General features: G+C 66.2%; 12 protein-coding genes and 1 riboswitch. Of the genes, 5 read left to right on the plus strand and 7 right to left on the minus strand.

The features are described from left to right. Positions 1-13: 13 nt before the first annotated feature. Complete coding sequence (locus tag J1M81_RS11820) at positions 14-592, minus strand: TetR/AcrR family transcriptional regulator (RefSeq protein ID WP_032373887.1); 579 nt, start codon at positions 590-592, stop codon at positions 14-16. Positions 593-730: 138 nt separating this feature from the next. Between J1M81_RS11820 and J1M81_RS11825 the strand changes: the two genes are divergently transcribed. Genes J1M81_RS11825 through J1M81_RS11835 form a run of 3 tightly spaced genes read left to right on the plus strand, consistent with a single transcriptional unit; the run spans position 731 to position 3,201 of the window. After that, entirely contained in the window at positions 731-1,726 is a 996-nt protein-coding gene (locus J1M81_RS11825; RefSeq protein WP_032373856.1) for a hypothetical protein, read from the plus strand. An 11-nt stretch (positions 1,727-1,737) separates the two neighbouring features. Continuing rightward, positions 1,738-2,700: an allantoicase gene (alc, locus tag J1M81_RS11830; protein ID WP_032364485.1), complete on the plus strand. Its 963-nt coding sequence runs from the start codon at positions 1,738-1,740 to the stop codon at positions 2,698-2,700. Between the two features lie 27 nt (positions 2,701-2,727). Then, positions 2,728-3,201, plus strand: a complete 474-nt coding sequence (locus J1M81_RS11835) for a YbaK/EbsC family protein (protein ID WP_032399606.1) — start codon at positions 2,728-2,730, stop codon at positions 3,199-3,201. Between the two features lie 11 nt (positions 3,202-3,212). Here the strand turns inward: J1M81_RS11835 and J1M81_RS11840 are convergent, their stop codons facing one another. Together J1M81_RS11840 and J1M81_RS11845 are read right to left on the minus strand one after the other, a co-directional pair. Beyond that, positions 3,213-3,716 carry a hypothetical protein gene (locus J1M81_RS11840; RefSeq protein ID WP_032399645.1) on the minus strand — a complete coding sequence of 168 codons (504 nt, stop codon included), beginning with the start codon at positions 3,714-3,716 and terminating at the stop codon, positions 3,213-3,215. A 154-nt stretch (positions 3,717-3,870) separates the two neighbouring features. Then, positions 3,871-5,202 carry an aminotransferase class V-fold PLP-dependent enzyme gene (locus J1M81_RS11845; protein WP_206498077.1) on the minus strand — a complete coding sequence of 444 codons (1,332 nt, stop codon included), beginning with the start codon at positions 5,200-5,202 and terminating at the stop codon, positions 3,871-3,873. A gap of 54 nt (positions 5,203-5,256) precedes the next feature. Further along, positions 5,257-5,372, minus strand: a riboswitch (SAM riboswitch). A gap of 195 nt (positions 5,373-5,567) precedes the next feature. Between J1M81_RS11845 and J1M81_RS11850 the strand changes: the two genes are divergently transcribed. Then, positions 5,568-9,512 carry a Pls/PosA family non-ribosomal peptide synthetase gene (locus J1M81_RS11850; RefSeq protein ID WP_230593391.1) on the plus strand — a complete coding sequence of 1,315 codons (3,945 nt, stop codon included), beginning with the start codon at positions 5,568-5,570 and terminating at the stop codon, positions 9,510-9,512. Positions 9,513-9,518: 6 nt separating this feature from the next. After that, the gene (locus J1M81_RS11855) at positions 9,519-10,856 is read left to right on the plus strand and encodes a M1 family metallopeptidase (RefSeq protein ID WP_032364488.1); all 1,338 of its coding nucleotides are present in this window, start codon (positions 9,519-9,521) and stop codon (positions 10,854-10,856) included. 83 nt (positions 10,857-10,939) lie between these two features. Here J1M81_RS11855 and J1M81_RS11860 read toward each other — a convergent pair whose 3' ends face one another. The 4 genes from J1M81_RS11860 to J1M81_RS11875 form a co-directional block, all read right to left on the minus strand. Beyond that, positions 10,940-11,560: a hypothetical protein gene (locus J1M81_RS11860; protein ID WP_206498078.1), complete on the minus strand. Its 621-nt coding sequence runs from the start codon at positions 11,558-11,560 to the stop codon at positions 10,940-10,942. A 69-nt stretch (positions 11,561-11,629) separates the two neighbouring features. Continuing rightward, positions 11,630-12,880, minus strand: a complete 1,251-nt coding sequence (locus J1M81_RS11865; RefSeq protein ID WP_052061341.1) for an MFS transporter — start codon at positions 12,878-12,880, stop codon at positions 11,630-11,632. Then, on the minus strand, positions 12,877-13,533 hold the full coding sequence (locus J1M81_RS11870) for a GntR family transcriptional regulator (protein WP_027494393.1): 657 nt from the start codon (positions 13,531-13,533) through the stop codon (positions 12,877-12,879). The genes J1M81_RS11865 and J1M81_RS11870 overlap by 4 nt, the downstream gene beginning before the upstream one ends. A gap of 140 nt (positions 13,534-13,673) precedes the next feature. After that, complete coding sequence (locus J1M81_RS11875) at positions 13,674-13,871, minus strand: hypothetical protein (protein WP_032399608.1); 198 nt, start codon at positions 13,869-13,871, stop codon at positions 13,674-13,676. Between the last annotated feature and the right edge of the window lie 73 nt (positions 13,872-13,944).

Consider the following 13,944-nt stretch of genomic DNA (forward strand, 5'->3'; position numbering starts at 1 on the left):
GGTAGCGCAGCCCTCAATCGAGCTGTGCTCTGGCTATCGCTCCGGCGAACAGTTCCGACACGGCATCGGCGATGACGGACCGGTCGATCTCCTCCGGATCCACCGAATGTTCCACGGCCAATCCGGAGATCAACGCAGCCAAGGACATCGCGAGGCGTCGAGCATCGAACGCCTCCCCCACACCCCACTGCACCGCTCGATCGGCGATGAGTCGTTCGAGCTCGGAGCGGAGGGCACGACGGTCGGTGCGGTAGCGCTCGGCAATCACCGGGTCACGGCCCGCGAGAATCCCGAATTCGACGGTCAGTAGTGGCCACCGCGGCTCGGCGACCACCCAGGACGCGATTTCGCCGCCGCCGGCTCCCGCAGCCGCCTGCGGGTCCAGGTCGGACACGTGAGCGAGTACTCGGGCGGCGAGGTCGAGTGATCGCTGTGCCAGCAGTTCGGCGAACAGCCCTTGCTTGGAATCGAAGTTGGAATACACGGCCCCCTTCGTGAACCCGGCCCGATCGGCAATGTCGGTGAGCTTGGCCGCCGCGTATCCGCGCTCGGTGAACTCGTCGGCCGCTGCGGCGAGCAGTCGTTCTCGCACATCGGTGCGCTGCGGCCTGCGCTGTGGCTGTGTCGATCGCCACTCTTCTTGCTGCTCGGCATTCACGATACCTAGAGTATTGAATACCTCGGGTATCGACAAGGTCTTCGAGTCTCGACATGTTCAGGAGCACTTTTCATGCGCAAGATGTCACTACTCGCCGCCGCAGTGCTGGTGCTGCAACTCGGCTTCATCCTCAGCTACGTGTCGGCGTTCCATCAGCCGACTCCCCACGCGATTCCGATCGCCGTGGTGACCGAGGCCGGGCTTCCCGCCGGCCTGGACCAGCAGACCGCCGACCGCCTCGACGCCATCGACGGTGCGCCGCTCGACGCGCGTACGGCAGTGGACACCGCCGAGGTTCGCACTCTGCTCCGCGATCGGGACATCCTCGGTGCCTACGTCGTCGGCTCGAGCGGCACCGACACACTGATCACCGCGAGCGCTGCCGGCAGCTCGGTGGCGACCGCCCTCGAATCGATCTTCACCGAGGTCGATGCCGCTCAGGGACGCCAATTCGTGGTGCGTGACGAGATCCCGGTCGGCGTGCATGACAACCGTGGATTGTCCGGCTTCTACCTGTCGGTGGGCTGGGTCGTCGGCGGCTACCTCCTCGCGGCCGCCTTCGGTCTGCTCATCGGGGCACCGACGACCCGACGCGAAACCTGTGTCCACGTCGGCATTCTCGCCGCGTACTCGATTGCCTCGGGCGCACTGGGAGCACTGCTGACCACCCACGTACTCGGAACCTTTGCCGGACACTGGTTTCCGCTCACCGTGCTGGGCACCGGGGTCGTCTTCGCCACCGGACTGTTCACGATGGGCCTGCGAGCCCTGATCGGAGTGGCTGCGGTACCGGCGGCGATCGTGCTGTTCGTCATCCTCGGAAATCCCAGCGCTGGAGGCGCTTTCGGGGCCAACGTACTGCCGCATGTGTACGCGTCGATCGGCCGGTGGATCACCCCGGGCATCGGCACCGAAGGAGTGCGCAGCATCGTGTACTTCTCGGGTGCGGGGGTCGGGCAGCCGGCACTCGGACTGGGTCTCTACATCCTGATCGGCGTGCTGCTGATGGCTGCGGCAGCGGTTCTGCGCCGTCGTCGCAGCGCCGGTGAATCGATGCCGAGCCAGTAAAGTGGCATCCCATGACTGCCACATTCCCTCTGCCGATGCCCGATCTCGCTGTCCGCACACTCGGTGGCGCAGTGGTGTGGGCGAACGACGAGACGTTCGCCGAGAAGGAAAATCTGATCACACCGGGCAAAGCCGACTACTCGACCGCGACGTTCGGGCACAAGGGGCAGATCTACGACGGGTGGGAGACGCGGCGCCGACGCGAGGCCGGCTACGACGAGGCGATCGTGCGACTCGGAGCTGCCGGCATCGTGTCGGCCGTCATCGTCGATACGTCCTGGTTCACCGGCAACTATCCGCCGGAAGTTTCGATCGAGGCCGCCGAGGTGACCGGATTCCCGTCACCGACCGAGCTGTACGAGACGGAATGGACGACCATCGTCGCCCGTAGTGCCGTCGATGGCGACAGCGAGAACCGATTCGAAGTCGCGTCCGACGCCCGGTGGACGCACGTCAAGCTGTCCATCTACCCGGACGGCGGCGTCGCTCGGCTGCGAGTACTGGGCCGCGGCGTCCCGGACCCGAAGTTCCTCGCCGTCGGGCCCGTCGACCTGGCCGCGCTCGAGAACGGCGCATACGTGTCGGCCTGCTCCAACATGTTCTACAGCTCCCCCAACAATCTGCTGTTCCCCGGCCCGCCGCGCTCGATGGGCGAAGGCTGGGAGACCTCGCGTCGACGCAACGACGCCAACGACTGGGTGCAGGTGCAGCTCGCCGGCACGGGCCGAATCCGGCTGGCCGAGCTGGACACCAGTTGCTTCCTGGGCAACGCCCCCGGCGCGGCATCCCTGCAAGGGCGACTGGGCGACGGCGACTGGATCGAACTCTTGCCGCGAACGACACTGCAGCCCGACACTCGGCATCGCTTCGTTCTCGACCACGACACTCCGGTGTCGGAGGTGCGAATGGACATCTTCCCCGACGGGGGAATGGCGCGATTGAGACTGTTCGGTGATCTCGACCTGTCTGCGTAAACGGTCGTGTGGCAATAGGGTTGGGGCATGTCCCGGCTACTTCATCCGAATGCAGCCCACGTTGCCGACACCCTGATTTCTCGTGGTCATCACGGGGTGGTGGTGAACAGTCCCGAGGGCACCCACACCGCCGCCGACGCCGCAGCTGCGTTGGGCGTCGAGGTGGGTGCGATCGTGAAGTCGATGGTGTTTCTGCTCGACGACGAGCCGGTGTTGCTCCTGGTGTCCGAGGCTCACAATGTTCATCTCGAGCACACCGGTGAGCGTCTCGGCGGCACGCTCGCCCGGGCCGATCTGCGTACCGCCAAGCACGCCACCGGCCAGCCGATCGGGGGAATCGCTCCGGTGGGCCATCCGACGAATTTGGATACGTTCGTCGATCAGGACCTTGCGGCCCACCCCGAACTGTGGGCCGCGGCCGGGCACATCGACACGATCTTCCGCTCGTCGTACTCCGAGTTGCTGCGCATCACCGCAGGTCTGGCGATCGACGTCACCTGAGCTCGAACGACCTAGGACGCGAGGGTCGGGGCAATTCGGGGTGCGCTGAGGATCGCGTCGACGACGTCGGTGTCGAGGCGGGTGCCGCGCGATTCGAGGAGCGGCAACACTCCCGCGGCCAGGAACGTCGACTGCCGCTCGATCTCGCCGTGCACCTGCAGCGTCACGCCGTCGGCGACGTCGGCCGCGGTCACGTCGGAGATCAAACTTGCCAGTCCCGACGGGGTACCGACGTAGCGGATGGACGACGGGCTTGCCGGCGCGTCGAGTGCGGCGAATTCCCGACGAGCCGTCCTGGCGTCGGCAGCGATGTAGATCTCGAGATCGAGGAAGACCGCGAGATTGTCGGCCGAGTCACCGCGGTCGACGGCTTCTGCGTGCAACCGGGCGCGTTGCTGCTGAGCTTCCCGCAGGTCCGAGGCAACGATTCTGACGGTGTTCACCTCGGGCCCGGCGGTCAGCTCGTTCCAGACGTCAGCGGATTCGATGGCTATGCGGGTGTGATTGTGCGACATGAGTGGTGGTCCTGATTCGTCGGTCGGGATGCGCATGCGGTCGGAGCGGAGCCGAACTCGAACACGACCCGGACGCAGTGCGGCACAGATCGACATACCTGTTGCACCAGTGGCGATTGCCACGCGACACGACACTCACGGTCATGACGCCATGCTAACTGCCTGCGGGGCTGCACGGGGATCCAACCCCGGCGGCCCCGTCGGCCAGGGCGGGGAACGGCCGAGGGTCCGGAACGGGGTTCCACCACCCGGCTTCTTCGGCGTAGGCCCATGTCGGCCCGGACTCGACGAACGCTGCCACGGCGTCGACGAGTCGGTCCACGTCGGCCGAGGAACTGCCGAGACCGATACTGGCCCGCACGGCACCGTCGGCATGACCGAGCCGGCGCAGCAGCGGGTGGGCGCAGAACTTTCCGTCGCGCACTCCGATGCCGTGTTCGGCCGACAGGTACGCCGCCACTTCACCGGGGTCGTGGCCGGCGACGGTGAAGGTGACGATGCCGACGACGTCGGGCGCGTCGGCCCACACCTGCAGCAGTTCGACACCCTTCAGTGCGGCCAACCCGTCCCGCAATCGGGTGGACAATTCCCGCTCGTGCGCCGTCGCGGCATCCTCGTCGAACGACGCGATGGCCTCGCACGCCGCCGCCAGCGCGGCGACTCCGAGCACGTTGGGCGTTCCCGCCTCGTGACGCTGCGGTGCGGGAGCCCAGTCGGTGTGCTCGATCGTCACACTGCGCACGGCACCGCCGCCGGCCAGGTGGGGCTCGCCCGCGTCGAGCCAATCACGGCTTCCCACAAGCACACCCGCGCCGAACGGAGCGTAGAGCTTGTGACCGGAGAACGCCAGATAGTCCACACCGAGTGCGGCGATGTCCACTCGACGGTGCGGAACGAGTTGTGCGCCGTCGACGACGATCCGGGCACCGTGGCGATGCGCGAGATCGGCCAGTTGCTCGATGGGGAGCACTTCGCCGGTGACGTTCGATGCACCCGTGATGGCCAGTAGCGCAGCAGGTTTCGCAGCCAGTTCGGCGTCGAGCCGGGCGAGCGTTTCGGCCAGCGTCGATGCTGCGACCACCACTCGGCGATTGCGCCACGGCAGGAGGTTGGCGTGGTGTTCGATATCGAGCACCACGGTATCCCCTGGCACGCACGCGGCCAACAGGTTGAGCGAATCGGTGGTGTTGCGTGTGAACACGACCACTGAATTCGGCTGTGCACCAACGAATTCAGCCACGGTCTCGCGCGCCTTCTCGTATGCCGCGGTGCACACCCGAGACGCGTAGCCGGCCCCGCGGTGCACGCTCGAATAGAACGGCAGCAACTCCGCGATCCGATCGGTCACTGCGGACAGCGCAGGCGCGCTGGCCGCGTAATCGAAATTGGCGTAGGTGCACGTGCCGCCGTGAACCACCGGAACCTGCAACTCCGTGCCGGAAACAGGGGCAAAAGGAGTGCAGGGACGGGAAAGTACAGACGTCATGACAGATCAAGCCCTCACGTTCGAGGGACCCGCAACGGAAGATATTCGTGAACGAGTCCGCGCTTGCCGCACCGATTGTTCGGTGTCAGCCTGGTCGTCACCCGGAGCACCCCACCGCGAAGGAGGGTTGCCGACCAGCAAGCCGGGGCTCGATGCTGGTACTCGTGACCGTGGTCAAGACACTGGCAAACCCGCCACGGTTTTGTCAAGCCGGGGATCGCTCCGACACAGCAGTAGGATTTCCGCGGTGGGAAGGCGCGCTCGTTCACCTGCTGGCAAACAGAACGTGAGATAACCAACGGCGCTGCTTTCCCCAGCACCACAAGAGTCATCTGCCAACGAACGAGAAGGACACCCGGTTGTCTGTGCACCAAGAGAACGATCTGCCGGGTTCGAGCACGGATATCGCACCTGCTCCGGCCGCGTTTCTCCGCTCGCCCCTTGCCCCGCCGGCCCGCACACTGATCGACGTACTGCAGGAGACCGCCGATCGCTTCCCGGATGCACCCGCGATCGACGACGGGACGGTGTCGGTCAGCTACGCCGAACTGCTGGACGACATCGCCGAGGGTGCCCAATGGCTCGCCGACGCCGGTGTCCGGCGCGGCGACCGCGTCGGCATCAGGATGCCGTCGGGGTCCTTCTCGCTCTATGTCGCGATTCTGTCGATCCTCGACGTCGGGGCTGCGTACGTCCCCGTCGACGCCGACGATCCGGAAGAGCGCGCCGAACTGGTCTTCGGTGAGGCGCAGGTGACGGCCATCGTCACTGCGGGCGGAATCGCTGCCGGCACCGCGCCGAAACAGAATGCGCCCGAACTGGGTGCCGGTACTCCGGTGCCCGAGCTGCCCACACCCGAGGACGACGCGTGGGTGATCTTCACCTCGGGTTCGACCGGAACCCCCAAAGGTGTTGCAGTCAGCCACCGTAACGCCGCGGCATTCGTCGACGCCGAGGCGCGGATGTTCCTGCAGAAGGATCCGCTGGGGCCGGGAGACCGAGTGCTCGCCGGCCTGTCGGTCGCGTTCGACGCCTCCTGCGAGGAGATGTGGCTGGCGTGGCGGCACGGTGCCTGCCTGGTACCCGCCCCGCGCTCTCTGGTGCGGTCCGGCTTCGACCTCGGTCCGTGGCTCGTCTCCCGAGACATCAGCGTCGTCTCGACGGTGCCTACGCTGGCGTCACTGTGGCCGGCCGTGGCACTGGAAGCGGTGCGGCTGTTGATCTTCGGCGGCGAAGCATGCCCACCGGAGCTGGCCGAGCGGCTCGCCGTCGAAGGCCGGGAAGTCTGGAACACCTACGGCCCCACCGAGGCGACGGTTGTCGCGTGCGCGTCCATCATGGACGGTAAAGGTCCGGTCCGCATCGGATTACCGCTGGACGGTTGGGACCTGGCGGTCGTCGACGCCTCGGGCACTCCGGTGGCTGTCGGCGAAGTGGGCGAGCTCGTCATCGGCGGCGTCGGCCTCGCCCGGTATCTCGATCCGGCCAAGGACGCCGAGAAGTATGCGCCCATGCCCTCTCTCGGGTGGGACCGGGCGTATCGCAGCGGCGATCTGGTGAAGCTCGAGCTCGAAGGGCTGCTGTTCCAGGGCCGCGCCGACGACCAGGTCAAGCTCGGCGGCCGACGCATCGAGCTGGGCGAGATAGACAATGCGCTGCAAGCACTTCCGGGCGTCGGCGGCGCGGCCGCGGCAGTCCGCAAGACCGCTGCGGGCAACTCGGTTCTGGTGGGATATCTCGCCAGTACCAATCCCGACTTCGACCTGGAGGCCGCGCGCGCCTTGTTGGCCGAGCAGTTGCCGTCGGCGCTCGTACCACGGCTCGCGCTGGTCGACGAGATGCCCACACGTACCTCGGGCAAGGTCGACCGCAATGCGCTGCCGTGGCCGCTGCCCGGCATGGCGGGCGCGTCGGCGCTCGGTGGTACCGCGGGGTGGGTGGCCGAGTTGTGGACCAACATCCTCGGCGCTCAGGTCAACGACGAGAACGCCGACTTCTTCGCCAACGGCGGCGGTTCGCTGTCGGCCGCGCAGCTGGTGACGGCACTGCGCGAGCGGTTCCCCGAGATCACCGTCGCGCAGCTCTACGATCACCCGCGATTGGGTTCTCTGGCACAGTATCTGGACGACCTGAAGCCCGTCGTGGAGGCAATCCCCCGCGACGTGGCACCGACGTCCCGCACCGCGCAGTGGGCGCAGATTCTGGCGACCGTGCCGTTGACGACCCTGACCGGGTTGCAGTGGGTCACCTGGCTCGGCCTGCTGTTCAACGTCATGGCCTGGTTCGACGACGTGCCGTGGGCTCCGACGCTGTCGTGGTGGTGGATTCTTCTCGCGTTCGTCCTGTTCATCACTCCGGTCGGCCGCATGGCGATCTCGGTGATCGGATCTCGCATCCTGTTGGCGGGCTTGAAACCCGGTGCGTATCGACGCGGCGGCAGCATGCACATAAGGCTGTGGGCGGCAACGAGATTGACCGATGCCAGTGGCGCGTCCAACCTGTCGGGTGCACCGTGGATGGTCTACTACGCGCGCGCTCTCGGTTCGAAGATCGGTAAGGGCGTCGACCTGCACACCCTGCCGCCCGTGACCGGCATGCTCGAACTCGGCGACGGTTGCTCCATCGAGCCCGAGGTCGACCTATCCGGTCATTGGATCGACGGCGATCTCGTCTACATCGGCGGCATCGAGATCGGTGCGGGTGCCACTGTCGGTGCCCGCTCCACGCTGCTGCCCGGTACCAAGGTCGGCAAGAACGCGGTCGTGACGGCCGGCTCCGCCGTCGTCGGACGAGTGAAGGCCGGCCAGATGTGGTCCGGCTCGCCCGCGCAGAAAGTGGGCAAGGCCGATCATCCGTGGCCGGCGGAGACCCCGCCGCGCGCCACCAAGTGGGTGTTCGCCTACGGCGTCGCGTCGCTGTTCCTCTCCGGCATGGCCCTGTTCTCCATCGGCGTCAGCCTGGTGCTGATGGGCTGGTGGATTCACACCGCGGACTCCGTGCTGGGGGCCTTCGAGCGCGGCTTGGTGATGCTGCCCGTCGCCACTCTGGTGTCGCTGGCGGTGTTCGCGCTGATCACCGTCGTCGCGGTCCGGTTGCTCGGCATCGGTCTCGTCGGCGGCTACCACCCCGTGCGCAGCCGCATCGGCTGGCAGGTGTGGGCCACCGAACGCCTGATGGATTCGGCGCGCACCTTCCTGTTCCCGCTCTACGCGTCGCTGCTGACACCGCATTGGCTCCGGTTGCTGGGCGCGAAGATCGGCAAGGACGTCGAGGCATCGACAGTGCTGATGATTCCCAAGTTCACCACCGTCGCCGACGGCGCGTTCCTCGCCGACGACACCATGGTCGCGAGCTACGAACTCGGCGGCGGCTGGATGCACCTGGGCGACGCCAAGGTGGGCAAGCGGGCGTTCCTCGGAAACTCCGGCATGACGGGACCGGGGCGGACCGTCCCGAAGAACGGTCTCGTTGCGGTGCTGTCGGCAACACCGGACAAGGCGAAGTCGGGCTCGTCGTGGCTCGGTAGTCCACCGGTACGGTTGCGCCGCGCGGCAGGCAGTGCCGACTCGTCGCGGACGTTCGACCCGCCTCGCAAGTTGAAGATCGCCCGTTCACTCGTCGAGACGTGCCGGCTGATTCCCGTCGTCGTGACGTTCGGCATCGGCCTCGGTGTGCTGTTCGGACTGACCGCGATTGCCGACTCGATCGGCTACTGGCTCGCTGCCGCGCTCAGCGGTGTCGTGTTGCTCGTCGCCGGCTTCGTGGCTGCAGCGGTGTCGGCGGCCGCGAAGTGGCTGTGGGTGGGCCGGATCGGCAAGACCGACCATCCGCTGTGGAGTTCGTTCGTCTGGCGCAACGAGGTGGCCGACACGTTCGTCGAGACCGTCGCCGCACCGTGGTTCGCGCGCGCTGCCGAGGGCACCGCGGTGCTCAACATGTGGCTGCGGTGGCTCGGGGCGGACATCGGCCGCGGCGTGTGGTGTGAGACGTACTGGCTCCCCGAAGCCGACCTGGTGACGTTGGCCGACGGTGCGACGGTGAACCGAGGGTGCGTTGTGCAGACGCACCTGTTCCATGATCGGATCATGTCCATGGACACCGTCGATCTCGGCAGAGGCGCAACCCTGGGACCGCACTGTGTCGCTTTGCCGGCATCGGGTATAGGTGATGGTGCGACGGTGGGGCCTGCCTCCCTGGTGATGCGCGGCGATACGGTTCCCGCGCATACTCGTTGGCAGGGCAATCCGATCGCGCCGTGGGCCAAGGGTGACCCCTTTCCGCGGATTCGCGACGACCGAAACGAGGGGTGATCTACCGTGCCGGACAGGCTCGTGGCACCGGTGTTCGACGTCGACTCCAGTGACAATCCGATCGATACGTATCTTCCGCAGAACGGCAACCGCGGCTATCGCGTCTCGCGCTACGAACTCGACCTCGAGTACAAGGTCGAGAGCAACCGGTTGACGGGCAAGGCGAAGATCACCGCGGTCACCACGGCGACGGTGTCGAAGTTCGCGTTGGATCTCGGCCCGGCGATGAACGTGTCGAAGGTGTCGGTCAACGGGTCACGTTCGGTGAAGTTCAGCCACCAGCGGGGCAAGCTGAAGATCACTCCCGCCAAGCCCATCGCGTCCGGAGCGGCACTGGTGGTCACGGTGGCGTACGGCGGAACACCCAAGCCCATCAACGGTTTCTGGGGTGAGGTCGGCTGGGAGGAGCTCACCGAGGGATCGATCGTCGCGAGTCAGCCGAACGGTGCCGCGTCGTGGTTTCCGTGTGACGACCACCCGGTGTCCAAGGCCAGCTACGGCATCACCATCACCACCGATTCGCCGTACTACGCGGTGGCCAACGGCACGTTGGTACGCAAGCAGACCCGGGCCAGCCGGACCACGTGGGTGTACGAGCAGCCCGAGCCGATGGCGAGTTATCTCGCGACCATTCAGATCGGGCCGTACGAGCATCGCGTCGTGAGCCCGGGACCGGTGCCCATGAACGCGATCACGCCCCCGCGGCTACGAGCGCAGTTCGATCACGACTTCGGCCGTCAACCGCAGATGATGGATACCTTCGTACGGCTCTACGGCCCTTACCCTTTCGCGGCGTACACCGTGGTGGTGACCGACGACGATCTCGAAATCCCGGTCGAGGCGCAGGGCCTGTCCATCTTCGGTGCCAACCACTGTTCGGGTTCCCGGTACTACGAGCGTCTGGTTGCACACGAATTGGCGCACCAGTGGTTCGGCAATTCCCTCACCCTCGGCAAGTGGGCAGACATCTGGCTGCACGAAGGATTCGCCTGCTACTCGGAATGGATCTGGGCCGAGAACTCCGGCGGCGCAACGGCTCACGACAAGGCCAAGCGAGCTCACACCATTCAGCGAGGGCTCGCGATGGATCTGCAGCTCACCGATCCCGGGCCCGCCCGCATCTTCGACGACCGCGTCTACAAGCGCGGCGCGCTGGCCTTGCACGCACTGCGACGCACCATCGGCGACGAACGATTCTTCGGCCTGATCCAGGAATGGACCTCCAAATACCGCTACTCAACCGTGGCGACCGCCGACTTCACCGACCTCGCCTCTCGCTTCGGTTGCCCCCGAACCCTCTGGGACGCATGGCTTGTGGATACGCAATTGCCGTCGTTGCCGTAGATTCAGCGGGCAATCGGCTCCCCGGTTTCGGAAATGTGCCTCCGATCAGAGGCATATTTCCGAGTCTGGGGAGCCGATTGTCGTCAGCGATACCCGAACGAGACCGCGAGGCCTGCCACAGCGTAGCCGTACAGCGCGACCGTCGCCAGTGCTTGCAACCGGAAATTTTGCGGGAACGACGCCGCCCAGCGTCCCTTGCCGACCAGTTGCAGATCGCAGGGGAAGTCGCTGATGACCATCGCTGAAGCCGGTTGTTTCGAATGCGCGAGCACCACACCGGTGGTGAACGGCAGTCCCCGAACGAACAGGTGACCACGCGCATCCCCCGCTCGATAGCGCACCGTGGATTCCGTCAATGGTCCTGTGTACCAACGCCGTTGGACGTTCCACCCGGTGGCGTGTGCGAGTCGGAGGTTGCGACCGCCGCGTAGTGCCGTGTCCACGGTCTCGACGTGTGCGATCACTCCCCAGCGCAACATCGACACCCACGAGGCGATCCGTCGGTAGCGAAACACCAGAGCCCCGAACAGAACGATCGCGAACATGTAGGGCACCAGCGCGGGATACCTGGACCAGCAGGCAGCAGGCACGATCACCGCGACGAGAAACCAGTACGCTTCGCGTCGATTCCAGACCGTGGCAGCAGCGATCAAGACTGTCGGGGGCACCCGATACGGCGGGACCGTGCGCGAGGACTGCACCATGATGGCGCTGATCCTAGCCTCCCTCGTGCGCGTTGTGCGCCCCTCCAGGTACGCAATACGCGCACGACCCTAGGGCAGGTGAGCGGACGTCTTCGATCGCACTACCAGGCCACACAGTGCCGCCATCACCGCGCCGAATCCGAAGATGATCGGATACGTGACCACCCCTGGCCAGGTCTCGGTCAGCGCCGACAGCACAGCGGGTACCGCGAAGCCGAGATACGTCAGCGAATAGAACACAGCGGTGAGGCCGGCGAGATCGTCGGGGCCCGCAATGCGTTGCACCTCTTGCAGACCCGAAACCAGCGCCATGCCGTATCCGCAACCGAGCACCGCTGCCGCGATCAATGCCGCGGCGATGGTGAGCACCGACGCCGCCCACGCCGCGACAGCCATACCGACCACCAACAGAGACAGCGCAACCAAAGCGCCGCGGGCATTGGCGGGTGTGTCGATCCGACGCCCGACGGCCTGGATCGCGAAACCGGAGCCGAGGGCGATCACCGCCATCGCCGCGGACAGGGCGACGGGGTAACCGCCACCGGGCTCGTCGGCCAACGCGTCGGCCATCAGAGATGGCAGCACCGCATAGGCGACGCTGGCCGCTCCGAAAACCCAGGGGGCCAAGGGCAACACGACGAACAGGAAGCGTCGATGCGACGCCGACGGGATTTTGAGATCGTCGACGAGGCTCTTCCTTCCCGATGATGCTGCGGCGCTGCGTGTCTCGGGGACCGACAGCATGCCGACGAACGCGGCGATGCAGATCAGCACATGCACGCTGTACGCGAGGTGCGTCGGCCAGGGTGCCCACTGCGCGAGCACACCGGCGACGCCGGCTCCCAGGGCGAAGCCCGCCGTCAACGACATCGCGGCGCGGCGCGCTCCGGCACCGGGCTTGGCGGTGGCGTCGCGACTGGAGAGTTCTTTGACCCAGCTACCGCCGACGGCCATACCGATTCCGAGCGCGATGCCGCTGAGCACCCGCCCGCCGAAGAGCATGTAGGCGTTGTCGGGTCCGAGGGCGATCAGAATGGACCCGGCCGCGGCAATTGCAGGCGCGGGCAACATGATCGGGCGTCGGCCGAGTCGATCGGACAACGGACCACAGATCAGCATCGCCGGAATGATGCCCAGAACGTATGCGAACAGGAACGTGTCGACCACCACGGCAGAGAAGCCGTGGTCGAGTCGATACATCACCAAAAGCGGTGTGAATTCGTTGCCGCCCCAGGCGACGGCGAACATGCCGACGGCAACCAACAGCCAGCGTCTGGCCGTCGTCTGTCGGACGTCGTCGTCGATCATGGCCTCGGTCATCGTGTTCCCCCTCTGTCTGTGCGCAAGCCGTGCACCCTGAGCATGTGTTGTTCGACGGCTCGCTCGAATTCGTCTGCGTCCCCGGCTTCGATCAGGTCGGCGAGTCTGCGGTGGTCGTCGACGATGCGCGAGATCTGACCCGGATCACGGGTCAGGGATGCCGCGGTCATCCGCCGCTGTCGCTCGCGAAGTCCGTCGTAGAACGCGTCGAGCAACGGGTTGTTGCCGGCGCGGACGACGGTGCGATGGAAATCTGCGTCGGCGGCGCTGAACTCCGCTGCGGTGCCGTCGACTGCCAGCTTGTCCTGGATTCGCAGGTTGTCGCGTAGCGCCTCGACCACTCGTGCGCGGGCATCCGCATCACCGACGAAGGCGCGAACACTGCCGGCCTCGACCAATCGCCTTGCGTCGACGACGCTCTCCGCCTCACCCACCGCGATGGAGACGACCAGCGCCCCGCGCTTGGGATAGAGGCGCATCCATCCCTCGACCTGGAGGCGAAGGAACGCCTCGCGGACCGGTGTGCGGCTGATCTCGAGCCGCGTCGCGATCTCCCCTTCACTGACGAGCTCACCACCAGGAAGTTCCCCCGAAATGATGAGCTCCTTGACAGTCAGGTACGCCGTATCGGCGGCGGATCTCGTCTCGGACACAACATAGATACTAGATGCGCCTCAGCAGTCCACCCAACTCGACCTATCCCGACGGTCCACTCAACGTGACATTGACCGTCGAAAAGGCCACCACATGTCACATTGACTCCCCGAGGGGAGTCCAGAGGGGGAGCCAGCGGTCAGGGCACCCAGTGTCTGGCGGCGATGTCGTCGATCACCGGGTCTCCGTCGGGGGCTGCGTCCAATGCTTCGAGGTCGTCGCGCAGTGCGTTCAGGCGTGGGTCGTCCCCCTCGGCCTGCTCGGCTGCCGTGCCTCCGTTGTCGGCGATCTGGGCGAGCAGTTTCGCTCGCACCCGATCTCGCAGTGAGTCGCTCATTCGTCGTCACCCTTCTTGAAGACGCGTCGGGCCGTGGGGATGAGCGCGATGAGTACGCCCAGCAGCACGATGA

The organism is Rhodococcus sp. KRD175, assembly GCF_017168275.1.
Taxonomy (GTDB): Bacteria; Actinomycetota; Actinomycetes; order Mycobacteriales; family Mycobacteriaceae; genus Rhodococcoides; species Rhodococcoides fascians.

Coding starts and splice junctions, on each gene's coding strand:
- J1M81_RS11835 (WP_032399606.1), top strand. CDS start 2,728: ATGTCCCGGCTACTTCATCCGAATGCAGCCCACGTTGCCGACACCCTG.
- J1M81_RS11825 (WP_032373856.1), top strand. CDS start 731: ATGCGCAAGATGTCACTACTCGCCGCCGCAGTGCTGGTGCTGCAACTC.
- J1M81_RS11840 (WP_032399645.1), bottom strand. CDS start 3,716: ATGTCGCACAATCACACCCGCATAGCCATCGAATCCGCTGACGTCTGG.
- J1M81_RS11865 (WP_052061341.1), bottom strand. CDS start 12,880: ATGACCGAGGCCATGATCGACGACGACGTCCGACAGACGACGGCCAGA.
- alc (WP_032364485.1), top strand. CDS start 1,738: ATGACTGCCACATTCCCTCTGCCGATGCCCGATCTCGCTGTCCGCACA.
- J1M81_RS11860 (WP_206498078.1), bottom strand. CDS start 11,560: ATGGTGCAGTCCTCGCGCACGGTCCCGCCGTATCGGGTGCCCCCGACA.
- J1M81_RS11845 (WP_206498077.1), bottom strand. CDS start 5,202: ATGACGTCTGTACTTTCCCGTCCCTGCACTCCTTTTGCCCCTGTTTCC.
- J1M81_RS11875 (WP_032399608.1), bottom strand. CDS start 13,871: ATGAGCGACTCACTGCGAGATCGGGTGCGAGCGAAACTGCTCGCCCAG.